At 46.7% G+C, this 21,161-nt stretch carries 22 protein-coding genes, 22 tRNA genes, 1 pseudogene and 1 other annotated feature; of the genes and pseudogenes, 2 read left to right on the forward strand and 43 right to left on the reverse strand.

Going from position 1 to position 21,161, the window contains the following annotated elements:
* From QP860_RS09470 to QP860_RS09545, 16 genes are all read right to left on the reverse strand, one after another.
* Positions 1-289 (reverse strand): replication initiator protein A (locus QP860_RS09470; RefSeq protein ID WP_284912638.1); only part of this gene is annotated, 289 nt, incomplete at its 3' end.
* Between the two features lie 159 nt (positions 290-448).
* Positions 449-961, reverse strand: a complete 513-nt coding sequence (locus QP860_RS09475; protein WP_284912640.1) for a class I SAM-dependent methyltransferase — start codon at positions 959-961, stop codon at positions 449-451.
* Between the two features lie 74 nt (positions 962-1,035).
* Positions 1,036-1,320 carry a 50S ribosomal protein L27 gene (rpmA, locus tag QP860_RS09480; protein ID WP_067971784.1) on the reverse strand — a complete coding sequence of 95 codons (285 nt, stop codon included), beginning with the start codon at positions 1,318-1,320 and terminating at the stop codon, positions 1,036-1,038.
* Between the two features lie 22 nt (positions 1,321-1,342).
* Positions 1,343-1,678 (reverse strand): ribosomal-processing cysteine protease Prp, encoded by a 336-nt coding sequence (locus QP860_RS09485; RefSeq protein ID WP_070620225.1) that lies wholly within the window; start codon positions 1,676-1,678, stop codon positions 1,343-1,345.
* Positions 1,679-1,680: 2 nt separating this feature from the next.
* The gene (gene rplU / locus QP860_RS09490) at positions 1,681-1,989 is read right to left on the reverse strand and encodes a 50S ribosomal protein L21 (protein WP_067971788.1); all 309 of its coding nucleotides are present in this window, start codon (positions 1,987-1,989) and stop codon (positions 1,681-1,683) included.
* 14 nt (positions 1,990-2,003) lie between these two features.
* Positions 2,004-2,075, reverse strand: a sequence feature (ribosomal protein L21 leader region).
* Between the two features lie 56 nt (positions 2,076-2,131).
* Positions 2,132-3,832, reverse strand: coding sequence for a triphosphoribosyl-dephospho-CoA synthase CitG (gene citG, locus QP860_RS09495; RefSeq protein ID WP_284912642.1), 1,701 nt, complete (start codon positions 3,830-3,832; stop codon positions 2,132-2,134).
* Positions 3,833-4,053: 221 nt separating this feature from the next.
* Positions 4,054-5,595, reverse strand: a complete 1,542-nt coding sequence (citF, locus tag QP860_RS09500; RefSeq protein WP_070620222.1) for a citrate lyase subunit alpha — start codon at positions 5,593-5,595, stop codon at positions 4,054-4,056.
* Entirely contained in the window at positions 5,592-6,485 is an 894-nt protein-coding gene (locus QP860_RS09505) for an aldolase/citrate lyase family protein (RefSeq protein WP_070620418.1), read from the reverse strand. The genes citF and QP860_RS09505 overlap by 4 nt, the downstream gene beginning before the upstream one ends.
* Positions 6,482-6,775 carry a citrate lyase acyl carrier protein gene (gene citD / locus QP860_RS09510; RefSeq protein WP_070620220.1) on the reverse strand — a complete coding sequence of 98 codons (294 nt, stop codon included), beginning with the start codon at positions 6,773-6,775 and terminating at the stop codon, positions 6,482-6,484. Before citD ends, QP860_RS09505 begins: the two co-directional genes overlap by 4 nt.
* A gap of 42 nt (positions 6,776-6,817) precedes the next feature.
* A complete protein-coding gene (locus QP860_RS09515) occupies positions 6,818-8,203 on the reverse strand; it encodes an oxaloacetate decarboxylase subunit alpha (protein ID WP_070620415.1) in 1,386 nt (461 codons plus the stop codon).
* Positions 8,187-8,786 (reverse strand): citrate lyase holo-[acyl-carrier protein] synthase, encoded by a 600-nt coding sequence (gene citX, locus QP860_RS09520; protein WP_284912644.1) that lies wholly within the window; start codon positions 8,784-8,786, stop codon positions 8,187-8,189. Before citX ends, QP860_RS09515 begins: the two co-directional genes overlap by 17 nt.
* The gene (gene citC, locus QP860_RS09525) at positions 8,776-9,801 is read right to left on the reverse strand and encodes a [citrate (pro-3S)-lyase] ligase (protein ID WP_168162729.1); all 1,026 of its coding nucleotides are present in this window, start codon (positions 9,799-9,801) and stop codon (positions 8,776-8,778) included. The genes citX and citC overlap by 11 nt, the downstream gene beginning before the upstream one ends.
* A 51-nt stretch (positions 9,802-9,852) precedes the next feature.
* Positions 9,853-9,984 carry an OadG-related small transporter subunit gene (locus QP860_RS09530; protein ID WP_256374742.1) on the reverse strand — a complete coding sequence of 44 codons (132 nt, stop codon included), beginning with the start codon at positions 9,982-9,984 and terminating at the stop codon, positions 9,853-9,855.
* Positions 9,985-9,999: 15 nt separating this feature from the next.
* Positions 10,000-11,118, reverse strand: a complete 1,119-nt coding sequence (locus QP860_RS09535; RefSeq protein WP_070620211.1) for a sodium ion-translocating decarboxylase subunit beta — start codon at positions 11,116-11,118, stop codon at positions 10,000-10,002.
* Positions 11,119-11,138: 20 nt separating this feature from the next.
* Positions 11,139-11,549 carry a biotin/lipoyl-containing protein gene (locus QP860_RS09540; RefSeq protein WP_070620208.1) on the reverse strand — a complete coding sequence of 137 codons (411 nt, stop codon included), beginning with the start codon at positions 11,547-11,549 and terminating at the stop codon, positions 11,139-11,141.
* Between the two features lie 26 nt (positions 11,550-11,575).
* The gene (locus QP860_RS09545) at positions 11,576-11,914 is read right to left on the reverse strand and encodes a hypothetical protein (RefSeq protein WP_070620205.1); all 339 of its coding nucleotides are present in this window, start codon (positions 11,912-11,914) and stop codon (positions 11,576-11,578) included.
* Between the two features lie 324 nt (positions 11,915-12,238).
* Here QP860_RS09545 and QP860_RS09550 point away from each other — a divergent pair, with 324 nt between their 5' ends.
* Both QP860_RS09550 and QP860_RS09555 read left to right on the forward strand, forming a co-directional pair.
* The gene (locus QP860_RS09550) at positions 12,239-13,615 is read left to right on the forward strand and encodes a CitMHS family transporter (RefSeq protein ID WP_070620202.1); all 1,377 of its coding nucleotides are present in this window, start codon (positions 12,239-12,241) and stop codon (positions 13,613-13,615) included.
* A 140-nt stretch (positions 13,616-13,755) separates the two neighbouring features.
* Positions 13,756-14,886 carry a PTS sugar transporter subunit IIC gene (locus tag QP860_RS09555; RefSeq protein ID WP_070620199.1) on the forward strand — a complete coding sequence of 377 codons (1,131 nt, stop codon included), beginning with the start codon at positions 13,756-13,758 and terminating at the stop codon, positions 14,884-14,886.
* A gap of 77 nt (positions 14,887-14,963) precedes the next feature.
* Here QP860_RS09555 and QP860_RS09560 read toward each other — a convergent pair whose 3' ends face one another.
* The 27 genes and pseudogenes from QP860_RS09560 to QP860_RS09690 all read right to left on the reverse strand — a co-directional run bounded on the left by QP860_RS09560 (position 14,964) and on the right by QP860_RS09690 (position 21,159).
* On the reverse strand, positions 14,964-15,635 hold the full coding sequence (locus QP860_RS09560; protein WP_070620196.1) for an amino acid ABC transporter ATP-binding protein: 672 nt from the start codon (positions 15,633-15,635) through the stop codon (positions 14,964-14,966).
* A 16-nt stretch (positions 15,636-15,651) separates the two neighbouring features.
* On the reverse strand, positions 15,652-16,275 hold the full coding sequence (locus tag QP860_RS09565; RefSeq protein WP_070620412.1) for an amino acid ABC transporter permease: 624 nt from the start codon (positions 16,273-16,275) through the stop codon (positions 15,652-15,654).
* A 48-nt stretch (positions 16,276-16,323) separates the two neighbouring features.
* Positions 16,324-17,094, reverse strand: a pseudogene (locus QP860_RS09570) (amino acid ABC transporter substrate-binding protein); the annotation flags it as partial.
* 552 nt (positions 17,095-17,646) lie between these two features.
* A complete protein-coding gene (mreD, locus tag QP860_RS09575; protein WP_083294416.1) occupies positions 17,647-18,183 on the reverse strand; it encodes a rod shape-determining protein MreD in 537 nt (178 codons plus the stop codon).
* Positions 18,161-19,099, reverse strand: coding sequence for a rod shape-determining protein MreC (gene mreC, locus QP860_RS09580; RefSeq protein WP_350338479.1), 939 nt, complete (start codon positions 19,097-19,099; stop codon positions 18,161-18,163). The genes mreD and mreC overlap by 23 nt, the downstream gene beginning before the upstream one ends.
* A 116-nt stretch (positions 19,100-19,215) precedes the next feature.
* A tRNA-Glu gene (locus tag QP860_RS09585) sits at positions 19,216-19,287 on the reverse strand.
* A 15-nt stretch (positions 19,288-19,302) separates the two neighbouring features.
* Positions 19,303-19,375, reverse strand: a tRNA-Phe gene (locus tag QP860_RS09590).
* 10 nt (positions 19,376-19,385) lie between these two features.
* Positions 19,386-19,458: transfer RNA gene (locus tag QP860_RS09595), tRNA-Asp, on the reverse strand.
* 21 nt (positions 19,459-19,479) lie between these two features.
* Positions 19,480-19,552: transfer RNA gene (locus QP860_RS09600), tRNA-Met, on the reverse strand.
* An 11-nt stretch (positions 19,553-19,563) separates the two neighbouring features.
* Positions 19,564-19,653: transfer RNA gene (locus QP860_RS09605), tRNA-Ser, on the reverse strand.
* A gap of 21 nt (positions 19,654-19,674) precedes the next feature.
* Positions 19,675-19,746: transfer RNA gene (locus tag QP860_RS09610), tRNA-Glu, on the reverse strand.
* 18 nt (positions 19,747-19,764) lie between these two features.
* Positions 19,765-19,853 (reverse strand) — tRNA-Ser (locus tag QP860_RS09615).
* 14 nt (positions 19,854-19,867) lie between these two features.
* Positions 19,868-19,941, reverse strand: a tRNA-Ile gene (locus tag QP860_RS09620).
* Positions 19,942-19,947: 6 nt separating this feature from the next.
* Positions 19,948-20,018 (reverse strand) — tRNA-Gly (locus QP860_RS09625).
* Between the two features lie 17 nt (positions 20,019-20,035).
* Positions 20,036-20,108: transfer RNA gene (locus QP860_RS09630), tRNA-Asp, on the reverse strand.
* 12 nt (positions 20,109-20,120) lie between these two features.
* Positions 20,121-20,193, reverse strand: a tRNA-Met gene (locus QP860_RS09635).
* 11 nt (positions 20,194-20,204) lie between these two features.
* Positions 20,205-20,294, reverse strand: a tRNA-Ser gene (locus QP860_RS09640).
* Between the two features lie 15 nt (positions 20,295-20,309).
* Positions 20,310-20,383: transfer RNA gene (locus QP860_RS09645), tRNA-Ile, on the reverse strand.
* Positions 20,384-20,398: 15 nt separating this feature from the next.
* Positions 20,399-20,472, reverse strand: a tRNA-Met gene (locus QP860_RS09650).
* 15 nt (positions 20,473-20,487) lie between these two features.
* Positions 20,488-20,560: transfer RNA gene (locus QP860_RS09655), tRNA-Ala, on the reverse strand.
* 5 nt (positions 20,561-20,565) lie between these two features.
* Positions 20,566-20,639, reverse strand: a tRNA-Pro gene (locus tag QP860_RS09660).
* A 2-nt stretch (positions 20,640-20,641) separates the two neighbouring features.
* Positions 20,642-20,715: transfer RNA gene (locus tag QP860_RS09665), tRNA-Arg, on the reverse strand.
* A gap of 14 nt (positions 20,716-20,729) precedes the next feature.
* Positions 20,730-20,815, reverse strand: a tRNA-Leu gene (locus QP860_RS09670).
* Positions 20,816-20,837: 22 nt separating this feature from the next.
* Positions 20,838-20,909, reverse strand: a tRNA-Gly gene (locus QP860_RS09675).
* 3 nt (positions 20,910-20,912) lie between these two features.
* Positions 20,913-20,985, reverse strand: a tRNA-Thr gene (locus tag QP860_RS09680).
* Between the two features lie 12 nt (positions 20,986-20,997).
* Positions 20,998-21,079: transfer RNA gene (locus tag QP860_RS09685), tRNA-Leu, on the reverse strand.
* 7 nt (positions 21,080-21,086) lie between these two features.
* Positions 21,087-21,159 (reverse strand) — tRNA-Lys (locus QP860_RS09690).
* Positions 21,160-21,161 lie beyond the last annotated feature (2 nt).

The following is a 21,161-nucleotide window of genomic DNA, read 5'->3' on the forward strand; positions in this document are numbered from 1 at the left end:
GTCCTATTCCTGATTTAATATCAAGCTCAGCTATTAATTTGTTTGCTTTTTCACTTGCACAATTAAATTGATCTTTTATACTTTCAATTGTGTAGTAAATAAAGACTTTTCCATTTTCATCTATCCATCCATTTTTATATGAAAGACCCATTCGATTAAGCATATATGAATACAAAACTTTTGCTTCAATAGAAATGCTCTCAAAAACTTCATCTTCCATTAATACCATAGGTAACCTAATGAAGTTATACATTTCAGATTGCCTATTATAAAAATAATCAAAATTCATTCCTGCCTCCTTTCTTTGAAATAAAAAAGACGACAGAATTTTTGATTTTCTATCGTCTGAGATTTACATATTAAATTTTCATCACAAAATAAGACTCTTTAAAGAATCCTTTGTTTTATTGGTATGCTATTTACAATACCCATTGTTAAAATGGATACTCTAAGCAGCACACCAACTATTTATTTTTTGAGTTTTAAACTTTGGTAGAAGTCTTGAACTCCTTGTATTTACATAACTATTTGCCTCTATCACTATTATGACACGAAACCCTACTGTTGGGTCAAAGACTTTGAGCGGCGTCTCTTTAGACTGCCCCCTCGTTTGGAGCAAACGGCTAGCAAAATAAGTCAAAAGCATGGCAATGCCAGCTGGAGTCATCTGGTGGTTGGCCTGGAGCTGGTCCTGGCGTTCAGCCTCTAGGAAGATCAATTGGAGGACCTGTAGGCGTTCGCGCTCAGAGAACTTATCCCAATCGACTTGGTCATAGAGGGCTTGGATCTTTTGTGCGATCTCAGGATTAGGCTGGCCATCGATCACCTGGAGGACCCCGTTAGCAATATTTTGCAGATTTTCATGCCAGGCCTCCGTGTAAGAGAAGTCGAGGGCTTGCATCATGATTAGGTTGGCTTGGTTGACTTTGTCATAGGCTGCTTGGATGTATTCAGTCGACACGTTAAACCTCCTTAATGAAAAAGGTCGATTCCCCTTCATTCAAAGTAGAATCGACCTGATTTTCTTTCTCGTAATTAAGCTTCTACTGGATACACAGAAACTTGTTTTTTGTTCTTGCCCTTGCGTTCGAAACGAACAACGCCGTCTACAAGTGCGAATAAAGTATCATCGCCACCGCGACCTACATTGATCCCTGGATGTACTTTAGTCCCGCGTTGACGGTAAAGGATTGAACCGCCAGTTACTTCTTGACCATCAGCACGTTTAGCACCTAAACGTTTAGCTTCTGAATCACGACCGTTGGCAGTTGAACCGCCACCTTTTTTGTGGGCGAAGAATTGTAAATTCATTTTTAACATGTGAGCTTCCTCCTTTATTAACTTACCCTTGGACATATTGGACATAGTCTGGATAATTACTAGCGATATCCTCCTTCAAGGCCAGTTGGCACTGCTTGAATAGGATATCAACGAGCGCTCTTTGTTCAGCTGTCAGTTCCTGGGGTAGTTCTACATAGAGGTAACCCGCCTCAGGGTCGGATTCGACCAGGGCTTGGATACCTGCCATGCGTTCAAGGTTATTGACTAAAGCAATGCTCAGAGCCGAAACTCCAGCACAGACAACGTCTTCCCCGTAGTCACCGGCCATAGCATGGCCTGAAATTTCCATGCTGACAAAGTGCTTGTCTTGATTTTCTTTAAATTGAACCTTAATCATGCTTAAGCATTGATGCTGTTGATGGTTAATTTAGTGTAAGGTTGACGGTGACCTTGTTTACGACGTGAGTCTTTCTTCTTGATGTATTTGAAAGTAGTAACTTTCTTTTGACGGCCGTGTTTTTCAACAGTTGCTTCAACACTTGCCCCATCAACGAGAGGAGTTCCCACTTTAACTTGGTCGCCTCCAACGAAGACAACTTGGTCAAAAGTGACTTTTTCGCCAGCTTCAACGTCTAATTTTTCAACGTAGATTGTTTGGCCTTCTTCAACTTTAACTTGTTTTCCACCTGTTTTGATAATTGCGTACATGTAACGCACCTCCTTAAATAACTTAGACTCGCCATAGTAAGCGGCCTTGGCACTTGAAAGCTTACAATGAGCGGTTGCAGATCTGGTGGTCACAGAAATACAACGCTATTATGTTACCATTTCCTAAAGATGAGGTCAAGTCTTATTTAAAAATAATTTTCTCCATAAATCTCTCTAAGAATAGGGCCACTGCTAGTAGATCTGCCGCCCCGCCTGGACTCACATTATAATAAATGCAGGCTTGGTTGAAACGGTCAAGTTCTTTGATTAGGTCGTGGTCAGACAGGTCCTGGTCGAGAAGCTGGCGGCTGGTCAATTGGAGCCAATGATAGGCTTCAATCCCACCTCTTTTTAAGACATTGGTGTCTTCAACTCTGGACATGAGATAGAGGAGGAGCCGGTGTTCGGCTGTTTTCGGATGGTCTTGGCGCATGGCTTTGAGGAAGTTGAGGCCTGCAATGATGAGAGTAGGATAGCCCTGCTCTGCTTCTTCGCGGATACCTTTGATCCCGTATTCCAGGTACATCTTTTCCCCATGGGTCAGCTGGCTTTTCTGGTCGAGATTTGCCCAGTCCTTAGTGATTAAGCCCTGGGTCATGTTCTGGATCATGGTTTGAATGCTTTCCAGAACTTTTTCTTTTTCGGCATGGAGGCTAGGATGCTTTTCAGTCTGAGGGCAAGGACCTTTTAAGAGGTCAATATCGCCGTGGGTTACCATAACGGCAGCCGTCGCCGCTAAAAAAATGCCCATGGAGAAGACAATGCCCTTATGGGTATTCACGCCAGCTGTCGCCTGGAACATGTCCTTCTCTGCTTCAACCCCAGCCTGGCGCAGGGCTTGGAAGAGGGGTTGGGGACGCTGGTCATTATATCCCAACTGGGCGGCTTGAATAAAATAAGGAAAGAGAGCTGTTGCACTTTCAACAAATAGTTTAGGGGTCATATCGTCATGGGCCCCATTATTGGTCGGATCAACCAGACCTGGCTTGGGCCAGACCATGATTTCACGAAGGACCCCCTGTTCCGCAAGCTGGGCTAAGAGTAAGGTTTCATCTTTCGATTTAATGGCTACACTTTGGCTAGGACCAAGCTGGAAGTCCTCTGCTAGGCTGAGCTCTTCTTCGGGAGCAACTAACTTATTATTCTCTTGACTTTCGCGCTCCACAGCTAGGCGGATGTGTTTTTCAGATGTTGCCAGGTGCTTATAGATCACTTCCTGGAGCTTATCGAAGCGCTGTTCCTTCATATAATGGTAAATTACCCAGTGGTCATCCAGGGCAGCCCAGCGCCGCTGCCGGTCATTGATGGATAAGGAACGGAAACGGCTGAGGTATTCATAAAGGGTGGAGACGATACTCTGCAAGCGCGGCATCTGGGCCTGTTCATAGATGTATTCATTGAAACCCTTCCATGAAGAAGTCAAGCCCTCAAGACTAGCCCCTTCATAGGCCGCCTCTCCCCGGTTAAGGATGGCCTCCAAGTCTTCAAATTCTTTGTCTCCCATCTTTTTAGCCGCATTAATAGTCGCAATCGTATCCAAGCTCTTTCTTAATTGATAGATTTCAGCTACGTCTTCAGCCTTGATATTCTTAACCATATAGCCATGCTGGGGAATATATTCCACTAGCCCCTCTTCTTCCGCCCGACGCAAGGCCTCCCGGATCGGGGTCCGGCTAATATTCAGGGAATCGGCATAAAGTTTTTCATTAATCCGTTCGCCGACAGGGATGGTACCGTCGAGGATGACCATCTTGAGTCCCTCATAAACGATTTGACTGAGTGTCTTCCCCCCTTTTTGACTTTCTGTCCGGCAATATTGGACCAAGCGATCTTTCTGAGCCATCTTATCACCTCTCTAAAAGCTTAGCTTTGCTTTTTTATAAATTAAATATATCAAATTATTCCTAGTATCCACTTCACGAAGGCCGCCTAGCCTGCTAAGTCTTGGATCGCTCCGCTTCACTAGTTCAGGACTGCGACTTCCTCGCACGCTACTTATATTATAAATGAAAAACCTAGCAGAAACATCTGCTAGGCGAATTTAATTTCTTTTTTAGCTAAGGCTTAGCGTTTAATTTTCTTAATGGTATCGATAATGGTCCCATCGCGGTATTCCACTAGGGCAACGACTTCATCCTCAAACTCTAAATCCTTAGGTGTGCCCACTAAGTCGTAGGCTTTTTCCTTGAGTGCCTCAATCGTTGTAAGTTCAACACCTGCTGCTTCCAAGCTGTCAATCAGGTCTTGACGCTTAGGATTGACTGCAATCCCGTTATCGGTCACAAGCACATCAACACTTTCCCCTGGCGTAGTGACAGAGGTTACCCGGTCCTTGATGGAAGGAATCCGGCTCCGCACAAGAGGCGTTACAATGATCGTTACCTTGGCCCCTGCAGACGTATCGGGGTGGCCGCCTGGTGCCCCTTGGATCATGCCGTCTGAACCTTGGACCACGTTAACATTGAAGTCGGTATCCACTTCCAGAGCGCCGAGGATCACATAGTCGAGGTAGTTGACATAGGCCCCCTTATTGAATGGGTTGGCATATTCAGAAGTTGAGATTTCAAAGTGGTTAGGCGTTTCGTGGACAGAAGCCACAGAAGCGGTATCGAAGTCTTGGGTATCTAGGATAGCTCCAATATAGCCTTCCTTGAGCAGGTTAACCATGGGCTCAGTAATCCCACCGAGGGCCCAGCCCATCTTGATCCCTTTAGCATCCATATAAGGCTTGAGGAAGCGGGTCACAGCGAGCGAAGACCCGCCAGCCCCAGTTTGGAAGGTATAACCATCTTCAAAGTAAGGCGTATTGACAACCACTTCAGCAGCACTCTTAGCGATCTTTAATTCGCGTGGATCGTCAGTCAAGCGGATAGCACCGGAAGCAATCTTAGCTGGGTCACCCACTTCATCGATTTCAACCACATAGTCCACATTGATGGAAGAGATGCTAGCAGGATGGTTAGGAGTAGGCACCAAAGTATCAGTTAAAACAACTACTTTGTCTGCATACTCTGCATCAACATTAGCATAGGAGAGAACACCACAGTCTGACCGTCCTCCCTTACCGGAGGCATTACCCAATTCGTCTGAAGAGGGAGCCCCGATGAAGGCTACATCGATATGGACTTGGCCAGTTTCAATGGCACGAACCCTGCCGCCGTGAGTCCGAATCATAGCCGGATGTTTCAACTTACCAGTCGAAATAGCTTCGCCCACTTCGTCTCTCACGCCGGAGGATGAAATCCGGGTAATGGTGCCGTCCTCGATCATCGGTACGATGTCTTTGGCTGCCTTACCTAAACTGGAAGCACAGACATAGAGGTCCTTGATGCCCATTTCATGGATAGCCTTCATCACGGTTGGCATGGTATAGTCTCCGTTGCGGAAATGGTGGTGGAAGGAAATGGTCATCCCGTCCTTAAGTCCAGTCTTTTCAATGGCTTCTTTTAGAGAAACGAGTTTTGATTGGTCAGAGCAGACATTGGCCCGTGTCTTAGGTGTGGCCTTTTGGTAGTCATAGTCTTGGCGGTAGTCGAGGCCTTGGTAGACTTCAACACCGTCTGTCAGAAATTCTTCTGGTATGTCACGTCCAACTGCGTTTTTCATGCTAAATCCCCCTTATAAACACCTGATGCCTTGGCGATGTCCAGTGTCCGTTGAGCGCCTTCAACCATAGCAACATCCACCATCTTACCATCAACGACCAGGACACCAACACCCTTGCGTTTATTTTCCTCAAGTTCCATGATAATATTTTCCGCATGGCGGATTTCCTTGGCATTAGGTGTAAAGACTTCGTGAACCGGTGCAATTTGTTTTGGACTTATCAAGGACTTGCCGTCAAAGCCCATATCCTTGATAAGTTCAGTTTCTTTGGTCAAGCCTTCAATATTATCTACGTCTGTATAAACCGTGTCAAAGGCCATAACCCCCGCTGCTCGAGCAGCCATTAAGATCATCGACCGGGCAACAAATAATTCTTCTCCGCCTTCTGTAACCTGGGCGTGGAGTTCCCGGCGATAGTCCCCTGCGGATAGGGCAATCCCCATCATGCGCTCACTGGCTTCGGCAATTTCTTTAGCATTAAAAACAGCGGTTGGTGATTCGATGGCCCCCATAATCATGGTTGACCCCTTTTTCACACCAAATTCCTCTTCGGCTTCCTCAATCAAGCCTTCAACAATATGAACATCTTCTGCGCTTTCGGTCTTAGCAATCCGAATCCCATCGCAGCGGCCAGCAACTGCTGCCCGGATATCTTCTTTATAGTAAGGCGTATCAAGCGGGTTAATCCGTACCCAAATTTCAGTTTCGCCATAATCTAAATACTTCAGTGTGTTGTAAAGTTGGATACGTGCTGAATCTTTCTCGCTTTCTGATACGGCGTCTTCTAAGTCCAAGATCACACAGTCTGGTCCGTAGACATATGGATCTTTCACCAAAGAAGCCCGCTGGGTATTCAGAAACATCATCGTTCTTCTTACTGATCTTCTCATAGCTTCGTCCCCCATGGTAATCCTTCACTCTGATTGACTGATCTAAAAACTGCTGTCTGTACGCGCGAACGGATGGTGCAATCCAAAGCCCCATGATCATCGGCATAGAGCTTAACTCCATCCACTTCTAATTGGTCTAAAACCTCTTCAATGGTCGCCTCAATGGCTTCTCCAAATTGGGCATAGACAGTTGAGTCCACTTGAATTTGACGGCTATCAGCAGGTTCAACCGTGACCCGAACATCGCTCGACTCGATGGTTCCTGCCTGAGCCTTATCTTGTAATTCCATAGCGTCTTCCTCCTTCGCTTAATTCACATCAATTATATCAGATTACATCTGAATGCTCACATTTTGTACCGGCACATCGTACCAAGGGTCTTGCCGCTTCCTTAAGAAATGTTCTGCCTGGGCTGGAAAAGCAATATAGCTGAGCACATCTTCTTCGCTCTGGGCAAAGTCCTGGCTCTCCTGGCGAGCTCTTTCGAGTCCCGGCTCCAGCAAGTCAGCAGGACGACTGTCCACCACTTCATCCTGGCCAATAATTTGCTGGCGGATTTCCGCTGCAATCGGAGCCGGTGACTTACCGTAGAGCCCTTTCACATAGTCCTTGATCTCATTAGGAACCATCTTATAGCGTTCACCTGTCAGAACATTCATCACGGCTTGGGTTCCAACCATTTGTGAGAGCGGTGTAACTAGGGGTGGGAAGCCCAGGTCTTCTCTAACTCGGGGCACTTCTTGGAGGACTTGCCCATACTTATCTTCTTGACCCGCTTCTGTTAACTGGGACAAGAGATTAGAGAGCATCCCGCCCGGTACCTGGTAGAGCAAGGCGCGCGGTTCTGTCTGCATGACTTTAGGATTGATAATTCCCTCTTCAAGGAATTCATCCCGGATCGGTGCAAAGTAATCCGCTATGCTTTCTAAGCTTGTCGTATCCAGACCATCTGCATAACCTAATTCTTCTAAACTGATATGTAGGCTTTCGGTAGCTGGCTGACTGGTCCCCCCCGAGAAAGGTGAGATCGCAGTATCAATAATATCTGCCCCCGCCTCAACTGCCTTAAGATAGGTCATTTCAGAAATACCGGCAGTGGCATGGGTATGGATATCAACCGGCAAGTCCGTCCGTGCCTTGATTCCTGTCACTAGGCTGTAGGCCCGGGCTGGCGTTAGTATGCCCGCCATATCCTTGAGGCAGATGGAATCCACGCCTAGGTCAAGCAAGCGGTCAACGATATTGAAATAATAAGCATCTGTATGGACTTCAGAAATTGTATAGCAGATCGTCCCTTGAGCATGGGCACCATACTTCTTCACCGCCCGGATGGCTGTCTCTAAATTGCGCACATCGTTCAAGGCGTCAAAAATCCGGAAAATATCGATGCCATTTTCAACAGCCTTTTGGATGAAGGCTTCGACAACATCATCGGGGTAGTTGTGGTAGCCCAATAAGTTTTGCCCTCTCAGGAGCATCTGTAATTTAGTGTTTTTGACAACTGAACGGATCTGGCGCAGACGCTCCCAGGGATCCTCGTTCAGATAGCGCAGGCAGGCGTCAAAAGTCGCTCCGCCCCAACATTCTAAGGCATAATAGCCGGCTTGGTCCATCTCTTCGAGGATGGGCAACATCTGCTCTGTCCGCATGCGCGTCGCGGCTAGAGACTGGTGCCCATCTCGGAGAACCGTTTCGACAATTTTAATTGATTTTTTCATCATCTATTCTCCCATCCTCTACAATCATCTTAGCAATGGCCTGGTAGATCGCCTCAAAGTCATGCTGGCGGCTCCTAGCACAGACCTTGGCATCCTGCTGGCAAACAAAGCACTTCCGCTTAGGCAGTCCCACTTGGTCGCGGCTCAAACTCTGCTGTTTGCCGTCCTCATCCAGGTAGAGGCAGTCAATATCCATTAAGCGGCCTAAGACGGTCTCTTCCTCTAAGCTAACTAGGTAGGCCTTGACACGAGGGGCGGATTGGTCTACAAGGACAAAGTACTCTTTACCAGCTAAAGTATCCCGGGTCTCCTCCTCTACTATAGCAGGGCCAAAAGCTTCTTGACAGTAAGTTCTTAAGTCTGCTTCTGCCAGAGCAAAGACCCGATTAATCAGAGGGCTTCGCTTATAGGGTCCTGGCATATTCAGTTTCAAGGCGACTAAGCAAGCCCCTGCTGGCCCCTGGTCTAAATAACTGGCCTGGATAGCAGCCCGGCTCTCCCGAGCGTCCAGAGCATCCTCTAATTGGCAGAGAGGACCCTTTCTTAAGGCCAAGCTCAATTTTTTCACAGGGTCAATAGTCATGGCTTTGGCTCAAATCCTTTCGTTCTCTCAACATGGTCTGACCTTCTGGCGACTGGACAAAGGCTTGAGTCGCCTTCGGTAGGTAGGCCTGGGCCTCGTCAACTTGTCCCTCTAGAAGCAGGGTCCGCACCTTAGAAGCAGAGATGACCTCGCCACCATGGGCCACTTGCCGTCTAGGAATAATATGCAGGCTCAGCTCTGGCGCGAATAGCTCAGCCATCACTTGGTTATAGGCTGCTGTGGTCGGACTCAGGGGCTCGTCACCAACAAAGCGCTGGCTGATGCCGAGAGCCGGCGCGATTTTTTCCTTAAATAAGAGGGCGTCAACCGCTGCTTGGGCCTTGACCACTGTCTGGTCAGCCTTAAGGAAATAGGCCGGAAAAGTAGCCTGGGAAACCATATAATGCATGGTCTCCACCACATAGACCTGGTCTAGGTCGGCTGTTCCTTGGCGCACCAAACTTAAGCGTGTTTCCTTATCGAAGAGTGACCGGTCTTCGGAGAGAACGAAGACATAGAGTCCGTCCACTGCCTTGAGGGCCTCTTCAATTAAGTAGCGGTGCCCCTTGGTGAAGGGATTAGCATTCATCACGACCGCTCCTAAACTTTGGTCTCCTGTAAAGGGAGCCTGGGCCTTAATGGTGGCAAGATAGCTGTCTATCCCCTCCTGGGACCGCTCCATAAAGGCCACATCTTCCGTCTCCACTAAGAGATCAAAACCCAGGTGTTCAAAAGTTGTCCGTTTAGATGCCTTGGTGAAGACAAGGACACTCTCATAACCTGCCTGATAGATCTCCGTCAAAAGAAAAGAAATCAATTGGTGGAAGGCTGTCCCCCCTGCATAGGCTTGGCGGATTGCTAGGCACTTGAGGATATTGGCTTGGTAGGAAGCAGTGCCCACCAAGTCATCCCCGTCAAAGAGCCCATAACTAGCGTCCAAGTTTTTTTCTTCCTGGAGTCCGGCACAATCAAGCAGGTCCAACCAGAGCTTCCGGTCATAGCTTGATCGTTTCACTCTAAGTTTCTGTATCTTTAAGTCGATCCTAATCAGTCCTTTTATATCGAATTACTTGTTATCTTCTGGCGGGAAGACCTTGAGCAAGACCTTCACAGCCAGGTAGAGGAAGGCCATGACAACAAAGATGCCGCCCCAACCTAGAAGTAAAATTTGAAAAGCGTGAACAAAATTCTCATTCATTATAATAACCTCCCCCTACATGCCAACGAAGTAGCCTAGGATAAGCCCCCCGGCAACCACTGAACCGATTTGGCCAGAAACGTTAGCTGAAATCGAATAGTTTAAAACAAAATTCTGTGGGTCTTCTTCTGTCGCCATCTTTTGGATCACCCGGGCAGACATGGGGAAGGCTGAAATCCCAGCAGCACCGATCATTGGGTTGATCTTTTCTTTGCGGAAGATATTGATCAACTTACAGAAGAGCACGCCCCCAATGGAGTCCATAATAAAGGCAACTAAACCGAAGGCGATGATCATCAGGGTCTGGAGGTTGAGGAAGGCTTCGGCTGTCATGGTTGAAGCGATGGTAATCCCCAATAGAATCGTAATCAAGTTAACCAATTCATTCTGGGCGGTATCGGATAGGCGGTCGAGGACCCCACATTCCCGCATGAGATTACCGAACATCAAGAAACCAACTAGGGGTAGTGAAGCTGGAGCTATCAAACCTGCCACAATGGTAATGATAATCGGGAAGAAAATTTTGGTTGTCTGGGATACGCCTTCTGACCGATATTTCATGCGGATTTGGCGTTCCTTCTTGGTTGTAACTAATTTAATGGCTGGCGGCTGGATAATAGGCACCAGAGACATGTAAGAGTAGGCTGCTACTGTGATTGGTCCTAAGAGTTCAGGGGCCAATTGGTTGGAGACAAAGACAGATGTTGGGCCGTCTGCCGCACCGATAATCCCAATTGAAGCGGATTGTGGAAGGGTAAAACCAGCTGCCAGGGCAACAAAGATCGTAAAGAAAATCCCAAACTGGGCAGCTGCCCCAAAGAAGAGCATGGAGGGATTTTGCAGCAAGGGGCCAAAGTCAATCATTGCCCCAATCCCAATAAAGATAAGGAGTGGGAAGAGTTCCGTTGCAATCCCAAAATTAAAAAGTTCATCTAAAACACCGACTGGGCCTCCAGGTTGAGTAATCATCCCTGAAAAAGGAATGTTTACGAGGATGGTTCCTAGGCCCATGGGAATTAAGAGTGTTGGTTCGTATTCTTTTTTGATTCCTAGGTAAATAAGCACAATCCCGATCAGCATCATCACGATCTGCTGCCAGGTAATGGCCAGGAATCCCTGTAATAAAGCTTCCATAATGTGTCTTCCCTTCTATTCTATTCCACTGTAAATAGGGTCTCACCCACATCAACCGTTTGGCCTTCCTTGACTAAGACAGAAGTCACTTGGCCAGCCTTGGGTGCTACAATTTGATTTTCCATCTTCATGGCATCTAAGACAACAACCGCTTGCGATTCAGCAACGGTCTCTCCCGGTTGAACCAGGACATTTAGAATCGTCCCAGGCATAGGAGCCGTCACTTCTTCACCTGAGCCAGGTTGGCTAGCGGGAGCTGGTGCTGGGCTGGGCTCTGGAGCTGCTTCGGCTGGGGCTTGACTTGGTGCAGAAGCTGGAGCAGCTTGAGCTGGGGCCTCTTGAGCTGCAGGAGCTTCGAAGCCAGGCGTTAATTCTTCCATTTCAACCATATATTCTTTATCATTTAAACGGACACGAAATTTTCTTAACATGATGTTTTCTCCTTTATTTTGACTGTTTATGAAATGCGTTCGATGCGTTTGACGCGGTAGTGGCTGTCTTCCTGGTCATGGGCAAGGATACAAGCGGTCAAGATGCCTGCTAATTCCTGGTCGAGATCAACCGCTTCGATAGACTTAATCCGAAAGACCGTATCTGACCGGGCCCCTGTCACGCAGGCCGTGGCGATCGCTGCGACCGTGCAAGCCTCTTCAGGCTCTAAACCGCTCCGCTCAATCCAATCCTCACTGGCCTCGGCTTGGGGAAGGTCAGCTGCCTTCTTTCTTTCGGGCTCAACCGGGTCAGTGGCAGGCTCCTTGCTTTGAAATAAGTGCTGAATGCGAGAAAATAATCCCATGAGGTGCCTCCTTTCCAATAAGTTCTTGTTAACTTGATTATAACGAAAGATTTCAGCCTATGTTGTTTTTTTACTGCACTTAAGACAGATTGTTCATGTGAACGCTATCATTAATGTTCTTTTGGTGTTTTATTCTCGATCACTATTGAAACAGCGCTTACAATCCTTTATCATCTAAATTAAATTAAGTATTCTTCATATGAAGACTTGTCAAATGAGAGAAAATTCATCTATAATAGTCTTTATGTGAAAACATGATCAAAGGAGGTTTGTCGGGATTTTTTGTAAATAGAATACTGATCATAAGATCTAGGAGGAAATGATATGTTAACTGTTTTAAGTTATTTGATGATCATCATCTTTATGTTCGTGATCATCAGAAAGAAAATGTCGCCCTTTACGGCTTTAATTGGTATCCCTTTAATTTTTGCTCTGATTGCAGCTGTTGCTGGTCTCTTCCCGGTTCCTAATCCGGAAGTCGAAGACGCCTTCATCAATAACCCAAGTCTCTTTGAACGGATCACATCCCTAGGCGAATTCGCTGTCGACGGGGTTGGTCAAACGGCAACTACAGGGATTATGCTTCTCTTCGCCATCCTCTATTTCGCGATTATGCTGAATGCCGGGATGTTTGACCCCATCACGGAGAAGATGATTCGCTTCGCTAAAGGGGATCCGGTCAAGATTCTCTTTGCCACTGCTTTCATCTCTATGGTGGTTTCCCTCAACGGGGACGGGACGACAACAACCCTCATTGTGTGTACAGCCTTCATTCCTATCTATAAGAAGCTTAATTTAAGGATGATGAACCTGGCTGTCTTGATTATTTTAATGAATACCATTATGAACCTCTTGCCTTGGGGTGGACCAACAGCCCGGGCCATCTCCGTACTTAGCTTGAATGACCAAGAAGTTATCCGTGCCCTAGCGCCAGGTATGGTGATTTCCGCTATTTATGTACTCGGCCTATCCATCTTCTTAGGTGTCCGCGAACGTAAACGTGTGGGAATCCAAGAACTAACCGAAAAAGATATTCAAGCACTCACCGCTGCTAAGTCTGATGAAGAACAGGCCATGAAACGTCCAAAACTCTTCTGGGTCAACCTCATCATGACCATCACTCTGATCTTCTTCCTCGTCTCTGGTTGGTTCCCAGCCCTCTTCCTCTTCCTAACAGGGACGGTGCTGGCTCTAATCATTAACTACCCTGATCTCAAGCAACAAAAGAATCGCATCCAAGAAAATGCTGGTGACGCTGTCCAAGTGGTCATCCTAGTCTTTGCGGCAGGGATCTTCATGGGACTCTTCACAGGTACCGGTATGGCTGATGCATTAGCCCAAAGTCTTACGACGATTATCCCAGATAGTTGGGGCCGGGCTTGGGGACTCATTACAGCCCTACTTTCGGCACCAGGTACTTTCTTCCTCTCCAACGATGCCTTCTACTACGGCGTACTCCCTGTCCTCTACCAAACCGGTACCCAGTATGGCTATACAGCCTTAGAAATTGGGGTGGCTTCCCTACTCGGCCAAGCCTTCCACTTACTCAGTCCACTCGTTGCCTTCATCTACCTTCTCTTCAACCTAACAGGAGTTGACATGGGTGAATGGCAAAAAGAATCCGGTAAATGGGCCCTCGGTATCTTTATCATCTTCATTGCCGTAGCCGCTATTACTGGAGCTGCTCCAATTATTAAATAAAAGAATTTTGCATTAAAAGCGTGAAAAATATTTCACGCTTTTTTGTTTCTTTTACAGAAAAGCCCCTTCCTTTTTGCTATTGACTCTTATTCATGTTATATAATGAAGATGAGTCAAAATACATTAAAGGAGGACAAAATATGTCTGAAACTCAAGAAGAACTTTCTTTTTTGGATAAGGTTCTCAATGCCATTAAGGAAATATTTGCGCCGATTTTGATCGGACTTACGGCAGCCGGTATTCTCCAAGGGATTACCATTCTCTTGCATAGCTTTTCTTTAATCCAGGAAGGCAAAGCAGAGTACATTATCCTCAACTCCATTTCCAATGCTGTCTTTTATTTTCTCCCTATCTTGCTCGCTAATTCAGCCGCCAAGGTCTTTGGGGCCAACCAGATCCTGGCTATGGCGACTGCTGCCTTCTTACTCCATCCGGAAATTACCAGCGAATTGGCCAATTATGATGGGAGCGCGGACTTCTTTGGCATCCCTCTCCCACCAGGTAACTACCCTAGTTCCGTAATCCCTATTATTCTGATCACTTTTGCCCAGTCCTATATTGAAAAGTTCTGGTACAAGGTCATTCCAGAGATTGTGCGTGGAGTCTTCGCTCCTGTCCTGGTCCTGCTCACAACCTGTATACTGGGAATTTCAGTTTTAGGCCCGCTCGGGACTGTTCTAGGCGACGGCTTGGTTGCCTTAGTGGACTTCCTCAGCTCCAGAGCCGAATGGTTGGTGCCTGCCCTCTTAGGAGGTTTTGGCCTCTTCGTGGTCATGTTTGGCGCCCATTATGCCCTCTTCCCGGTTGTTACCCAAACCATTGCAGCAACCGGTACAGATACCTTCTTTAACCCTGGCATGCTGGCCGCCAATATGGCCCTATCAGGTGCTGTCCTGGCTGTCTTCTTTAAGACCAAGCACAGTGCCTACAAGCAGTATAACTTGTCAGCTTGTGTAACAGCTGCCATGGGCGTCTCCCAGCCAGGCCTCTACGGCGTCGCCATCCCTATTAAGTCCGTTCTGATGGCTTCGATCGTCGGCGGACTGGCAGGCGGACTCTACGCCGGTATCAGCCAGGTTTATGCCTTTGCCTTTGCCAACCCAGGAATTGCTGCCCTTCCTATCTTTATCAGCCCAGATGGGGACATGTCCAACTTGATTAACTGCCTCATCTCCATTGCTATTTCCTTTGGCGTGGCCTTTGCTCTCGTCTACTTCCGCCCCTTCACCGATTTACCCGATGAAGATGTCAATGAGATTGTTGCTGACTAAATCACTTTACCAAGCGACTAAAGCTTAAAAGCAGGATCCCGCCCCTAATTGAGGGGAAGGATCCTGCTTTTTATTGCTTATTTAAAGTCACTCGAAGAGATGATTCTTGTCCCGTATTCACGACCGAATTCCGTATCGTGGGTGACAATCAGAACTGCTTGGCCACTATCGGCAAGTTCTTGGATCAGGGCACCCACTTGATTGGCCGATTCCCGGTCCAAAGCTGAGGTCGGTTCATCAAAACAAATCACATCTGGATTCAACATCAGGGCCCGGGCAATCGCCACTCGCTGTTTTTGCCCTCCTGACAGGGTTGAGGGTTTAACCTCTGCCTTATCAGATAAGCCGACCTTGGCTAGGAGGTCTAAGGCCTGGGCTTTGATTGCTTCAGGACTGGCCAGCTTTTGAGCTAAAGGAGCCTCCATCAGATTTTCCAATACCGTAAAATTGGGAAATAATTGGAAATCTTGGAAGACCATGCCGAGGTTATTCTGGTAAGCACGCTGGTCGGCCTTACTTAAATAACGGGCCCCAGACTCAGCTGCTTGGCAGAGGTATTGGTCATTGATGCGGATGCTGCCTTGGTCTGCTTTTTCTAAGTTATTGATTAAACGCATAAAGGTTGTCTTCCCAGTCCCTGACTTGCCGAGAAGAATAACAATTTCCCCTCCTTCAATTTGGCAAGTAAACTGGTCAATAATTTGGTTCTTGTTATAGGCTTTGGAAAGCCCTTCTACATATAAAGCCATCTTATGCTCCTTTCTACTACCAGTCGATGCGGCCTTCGAGACGTTTCAAGAAGAAGGTTACCACGGCTGTAAAGAGTAAGTAAATTGCCCCACAGAGAAGATAAGGGGTTAGAGTAGCGTAGGTATTAGCGGCAATAGACCCTGCCCTTAAAAGTTCTCCCAGGCCGATCACATAGACGAGAGAGGTATCTTTGACTAAAGAAATCACTTCATTACCGACAGAGGGCATAACGATCTTCATGACCTGGGGTAGGATAATCCGTCTAAAGCCTCGGACATGACCGATTCCTAGGACGTTAATGCTTTCAAACTGACCATCTGGTACAGAGGAAATACCCCCGCGGAAGATTTCAGTAAAGTAAGCGGCATAGTTAATGACAAAGGCAAAAATCGCTGCGGTAAAGCGGTCTAAACTCAATCCGATATAAGGTAAACCAAAGAAGAAAACCATCAATTGTAGCATCAGTGGACTGCCCCGCATCACAAAGACATAAGCCTCAATCAAGCCTTGCAACCACTTAGGGCCAAAGACCCTAAGAATAGCGATCAAGAAACCAATAGGGATACTGAGTACTAAGACAACAATAAAGATGAGAAAAGTCATCTTAAAAGCTGACAGTAAGGATGGGAGAACTGTCATCACAAGGGAGTTCCCCCGGTCAGCCGTTTGGTCACCAGCAAACCACTTATCATAAATTTCATCGTATTTTCCATTCTCTTTCAATGTTTGGATACTCTGATCAATCGTTTCCTTTAATTGGGTATCTTCCTTACGCAAAGCTACCGCCATGGGTTCGACATATTCCTCATTGACGAAGTATTTGTACTGGCCTTCTGGGCGCTGCTGGAGGGTGTAGAGACCATAAATGGTTCCAGTGGCAATGGCATCGATCCGTCCAGCATCCAGATCAGCAAATACTTCATTATAACTTGGATAAAGAACTGGTTGGCCATCTAAGCGTTGGTAAAGATTATTCGGCCAGGTCTTCATTTCTTCTGCTGTGGTCGATCCGCTCTGGCTGCCGACTTTCTTTCCAGCTAAGTCTTCCAAGTCATCGATGGGATCATCGGCGCGGGTAATAATCATTTGTTTACTATCAATATAGGGTTCGGTCAGGAGAAATTGCTTCTCCCGTTCAGGGGTAATCCCAAAACCATTCCAGATCATATCAATATTTCCCGTATTTAACTCGGTCTCCTTCATTGACCAGTCAATCGGTTGGAAATCAATCGACCAACCATTGAGGTCAGCCACTGCCCGAGCGAGGTCAATATCGAAACCAACTAAATTTCCTTCATTATCCCGAAAACCCATGGGAGAGAAAGTATCATCCAACCCAATCACATAGTGGTTCTCCTTAGCCTCAACTGGGCTTGAAAAAACAGATAATAAGGGGAAAAATAGTGCGAAGAGCCAAACAATGGAGCTCAGTTTCAGCATTTTTTTCATGGGAGTCATCCTTTCTTTATTTAATCATAATAAAACGTCCTCTAGTCATTGACTAAAGGACGTTAGAAGACGTGGTGCCACCTTTATTCGCTAGACATTCACATGGCTAGCCTCAGCATGTCAGACGAACTGACACAGGATTAACGCTCCAACACGGCTAAGCATTTCCGATTAGCAACTCTGGGGTGTGCCATTTAGTAGGTCTTGCTAGCTCTCAGCTCGCCTAGCTCTCTGTAAAGACCATCCTAAACTTTTTCCCGTCAACATCATTTCCTATTAATAAAAAAATCCTTTCGTATCATACGAAAGGACGTTAATTACGTGGTTCCACCTTTGTTCATAGCCTACTCACATAGACTATCTCTGTGTGTAAAGTTTACACTTGATTAACGCTCAAACACGGGTACAAAACCAGCTCATGGGTGTGTAGACATCAGACTTGGATTATTCGCAGCGACCATAATCTCTCTTGGCAAGTCTTTGATGACCTCTTCCAATCAACGCTTTTTTTCTTTAACTTATACTCATTATAGACAAGTTTTGAAATTTTGCAAGCCTTTTTTACTTATTTATCCATTCGGCAAATCGTTCCAAGCAGTAATTCAAGATAAAAGCCATCAAGCCGTTAAAGAGCAAGGAAGGCAGCAGATGCTGGAAGAGAAAGATCCCGTACTGGGGTTTTTCTAAATTAAAAATAGAAAAAATAAAGTAAATCAAATGGCCATAAGTGAGATAGACAATCATGGTCCAAAACCAAACACTGTAAAAGTTTATGCGGAAGTGCTGGGCAAAATAGCGAGTAGCAAAACAAATCAATGGCATGATGAAGAGATTAACACCAAGCACCCGGGAGTAATAGGTATCGAAGATAAAGCCTATGACGATAACCGAAAGATAGAGGAGATTCACCCTTTGGCAGTAAATACTCAGGATAGTCAAGGCAATGATTGTGAGCGAGGAAGTCATCGAATAATTGACTTCACCCAAATTCTTCAAAAGCATCACCTGCAAGGAACCGTCAAGTAATAAGATAAGAATCAAGAGAATAGGAAGAGCAAAGCGCCGACGAAAGTAATTACTCATTGCTTGAATCTTCATCAGTTCCCTCTCCTTCTGCCTGCTCAGCTTCTTCTCTAGCCTGCTTGGCTTCTTCGTCCTGCATCACTACAAAGACCTTGCGGATATCATCAAAGTCAGCCGCCGGTTTAACCCGAACCTTCTGGGAGAGGCCAAATTCGTCCGTCTTCGCCTCGACCACCTCACCAATAATAATCCCTTCAGGCGAAACCCCGCCTAGGCCAGAGGTAGTGACCATATCTCCCTTGTTGATTTTAGCATCTTGGGCGACCTGAGTGAGGATAAGTTCTTGTTCTTTCCGGTCATACTCCTTGATCACCCCATGAACAATCTGATCCTTAATCTGGATGCTAGCAGCAACTTCCATTGAATTATTAGCTGTTGAAGTCAGTAATTGGACCTTGGAACTTGTTGGATTCACTTCCACAATCCGTCCAATCAAGCCGCTCGCACTCATGACCGACATATCCGTTGTCAGGCTATTATTGGAGCCCAAGTCGATAGTAATATAATCCACCCAAAAGTCTGGTGACCGGGCAATGACATTACCGCCAATGACTTTTTTATCCACCAGGGTTGGCTTAATTTCTAAGAGATCATTGAGTTCCTTATTTTCAGCTTTTAAACTTTCATTCTGTACTTTTAAATCTTGGAGGACCCCAATTTGCTTTTTCAACGATTGATTTTCTTCATAGGTATTCTTCAATGAAGCAACCGAATCCCCAAAATTCATCACAAAATTCCCTGGCGAAGATACTGCTCTCCCAACGACAGCTGTTAGATCATTCATCCAGGAAATAGGCTTAGGGGTTTCATGACTACCAAAGAGCGAGAAGAAAATTAAACTCAGGGAGGTCATGATACTCACAAGCAGCACAATCAATTTTCTCTTTTTCAAAAACTGCCGCAAACTTATCTTTCCCTTCAATTCAATCAAATTTTGTATAATATTTCATTACATAATTATAGCTAACTTTAGACGAACAATCAATAAAGCGAGAAAAATCTCAGATAAAAAAATAAAGGCTGGGACAGATTCCCAACCTTTATAAATGACCCGTACGGGATTCGAACCCGTGTTACCGCCGTGAAAGGGCGGTGTCTTAACCGCTTGACCAACGGGCCAATATTAGCATGTAATGGTCCAAGACAGAGTCGAACTGCCGACACCTTGAGCTTCAATCAAGTGCTCTACCAACTGAGCTATTGGACCAAAAAGAAAACGGTCCGGACGGGATTTGAACCCGCGATCTCCTGCGTGACAGGCAGGCATGTTAACCCCTACACCACCGGACCAAGTATATATTATGCTCGTAATTGCGGAGGCAGGACTCGAACCTGCGACCTCCGGGTTATGAGCCCGACGAGCTGCCAACTGCTCTACTCCGCGATATTAATAAAAGGAGGATAAGGGATTCGAACCCTTGCGTGGTTTGACCCACCTGACGGTTTTCAAGACCGTTCCCTTCAGCCGGACTTGGGTAATCCTCCATGTATATCAAAGTTAAGCAATGACCCGTACGGGATTCGAACCCGTGTTACCGCCGTGAAAGGGCGGTGTCTTAACCGCTTGACCAACGGGCCTAAGTTAATAACACAAAACGGAGAATAAGGGATTCGAACCCTTGCGCGGCGATAAGCCGCCTAACGATTTAGCAAACCGTCCTCTTCAGCCTCTTGAGTAATTCTCCATATTTACTTGTAATGGGCCTGAATGGATTCGAACCATCGACCTCACCCTTATCAGGGGTGCGCTCTAACCAACTGAGCTACAGGCCCATAAGAAGCGGGTGACGAGAATCGAACTCGCGACAACAGCTTGGAAGGCTGTGGTTTTACCACTAAACTACACCCGCATTGATGAATAAAATTACGGTCCCGACGGGAATTGAACCCGCGATCTCCTGCGTGACAGGCAGGCGTGATAACCCCTACACCACGAGACCATTAAATTTAAATTGCGGAGGCAGGACTCGAACCTGCGACCTCCGGGTTATGAGCCCGACGAGCTGCCAACTGCTCTACTCCGCGATATTAATAAAAGGAGGATAAGGGATTCGAACCCTTGCGTGGTTTGACCCACCTGACGGTTTTCAAGACCGTTCCCTTCAGCCGGACTTGGGTAATCCTCCATAGTTTTAAAGGTATGGACCTTGTAGGACTCGAACCTACGACCCGACGGTTATGAGCCGTCTGCTCTCACCAACTGAGCTAAAGGTCCAAGTCGTTTAAATAATAGCGGCGAAGGGGATCGAACCCATGACCTCCCGGGTATGAACCGGACGCTCTAGCCAGCTGAGCTACGCCGCCAATATAAAATTTCAATGGAGAATAGCGGGATCGAACCGCTGACCTCCTGCGTGCAAAGCAGGCGCTCTCCCAGCTGAGCTAATCCCCCATTTATCGGGAAAACAGGATTCGAACCTGCGACCCCTTGGTCCCAAACCAAGTGCTCTACCAAGCTGAGCTATTTCCCGGATGCACCCAGCAGGATTCGAACCTGCAACCGCCTGATTCGTAGTCAGGTACTCTATCCAGTTGAGCCATGGGTGCGTATTAAAATATAATGCCGAGGACCGGAATCGAACCGGTACGGTGTGTAACCACCGCAGGATTTTAAGTCCTGTGCGTCTGCCAGTTCCGCCACCCCGGCGCGGATTACCATATCTGGCAAAAGCGGAATACGAGATTCGAACTCGCGACCCCCACCTTGGCAAGGTGATGTTCTACCACTGAACTAATTCCGCATATGCCGGCTAAAGGACTTGAACCCTCGACCCTCTGATTACAAATCAGATGCTCTACCAACTGAGCTAAGCCGGCTTATTAACTTAATGCGGGTGAAGGGACTTGAACCCCCACGCCTTGCGGCGCCAGATCCTAAATCTGGTGCGTCTGCCGATTCCGCCACACCCGCATATAGATGATCCGTGGGAGGCTCGAACTCCCGACCCTCTGATTAAAAGTCAGATGCTCTACCGACTGAGCTAACGAATCAA

The organism is Aerococcus sp. UMB1112A, from assembly GCF_030230715.1.
GTDB lineage: Bacteria > Bacillota > Bacilli > Lactobacillales > Aerococcaceae > Aerococcus.

What these genes read in the sequence shown, in the direction of transcription:
- rpmA (WP_067971784.1), bottom strand. Translation starts at nt 1,320, where the DNA reads ATGTTAAAAATGAATTTACAATTCTTCGCCCACAAAAAAGGTGGCGGT.
- QP860_RS09485 (WP_070620225.1), bottom strand. Translation starts at nt 1,678, where the DNA reads ATGATTAAGGTTCAATTTAAAGAAAATCAAGACAAGCACTTTGTCAGC.
- rplU (WP_067971788.1), bottom strand. Translation starts at nt 1,989, where the DNA reads ATGTACGCAATTATCAAAACAGGTGGAAAACAAGTTAAAGTTGAAGAA.
- citG (WP_284912642.1), bottom strand. Translation starts at nt 3,832, where the DNA reads ATGGCTCAGAAAGATCGCTTGGTCCAATATTGCCGGACAGAAAGTCAA.
- citF (WP_070620222.1), bottom strand. Translation starts at nt 5,595, where the DNA reads ATGAAAAACGCAGTTGGACGTGACATACCAGAAGAATTTCTGACAGAC.
- QP860_RS09505 (WP_070620418.1), bottom strand. Translation starts at nt 6,485, where the DNA reads ATGAGAAGATCAGTAAGAAGAACGATGATGTTTCTGAATACCCAGCGG.
- citD (WP_070620220.1), bottom strand. Translation starts at nt 6,775, where the DNA reads ATGGAATTACAAGATAAGGCTCAGGCAGGAACCATCGAGTCGAGCGAT.
- QP860_RS09515 (WP_070620415.1), bottom strand. Translation starts at nt 8,203, where the DNA reads ATGAAAAAATCAATTAAAATTGTCGAAACGGTTCTCCGAGATGGGCAC.
- citX (WP_284912644.1), bottom strand. Translation starts at nt 8,786, where the DNA reads ATGACTATTGACCCTGTGAAAAAATTGAGCTTGGCCTTAAGAAAGGGT.
- QP860_RS09530 (WP_256374742.1), bottom strand. Translation starts at nt 9,984, where the DNA reads ATGAATGAGAATTTTGTTCACGCTTTTCAAATTTTACTTCTAGGTTGG.
- QP860_RS09535 (WP_070620211.1), bottom strand. Translation starts at nt 11,118, where the DNA reads ATGGAAGCTTTATTACAGGGATTCCTGGCCATTACCTGGCAGCAGATC.
- QP860_RS09540 (WP_070620208.1), bottom strand. Translation starts at nt 11,549, where the DNA reads ATGTTAAGAAAATTTCGTGTCCGTTTAAATGATAAAGAATATATGGTT.
- QP860_RS09545 (WP_070620205.1), bottom strand. Translation starts at nt 11,914, where the DNA reads ATGGGATTATTTTCTCGCATTCAGCACTTATTTCAAAGCAAGGAGCCT.
- QP860_RS09550 (WP_070620202.1), top strand. Translation starts at nt 12,239, where the DNA reads ATGTTAACTGTTTTAAGTTATTTGATGATCATCATCTTTATGTTCGTG.
- QP860_RS09555 (WP_070620199.1), top strand. Translation starts at nt 13,756, where the DNA reads ATGTCTGAAACTCAAGAAGAACTTTCTTTTTTGGATAAGGTTCTCAAT.
- QP860_RS09560 (WP_070620196.1), bottom strand. Translation starts at nt 15,635, where the DNA reads ATGGCTTTATATGTAGAAGGGCTTTCCAAAGCCTATAACAAGAACCAA.
- QP860_RS09565 (WP_070620412.1), bottom strand. Translation starts at nt 16,275, where the DNA reads ATGACAGTTCTCCCATCCTTACTGTCAGCTTTTAAGATGACTTTTCTC.
- mreD (WP_083294416.1), bottom strand. Translation starts at nt 18,183, where the DNA reads ATGAAGATTCAAGCAATGAGTAATTACTTTCGTCGGCGCTTTGCTCTT.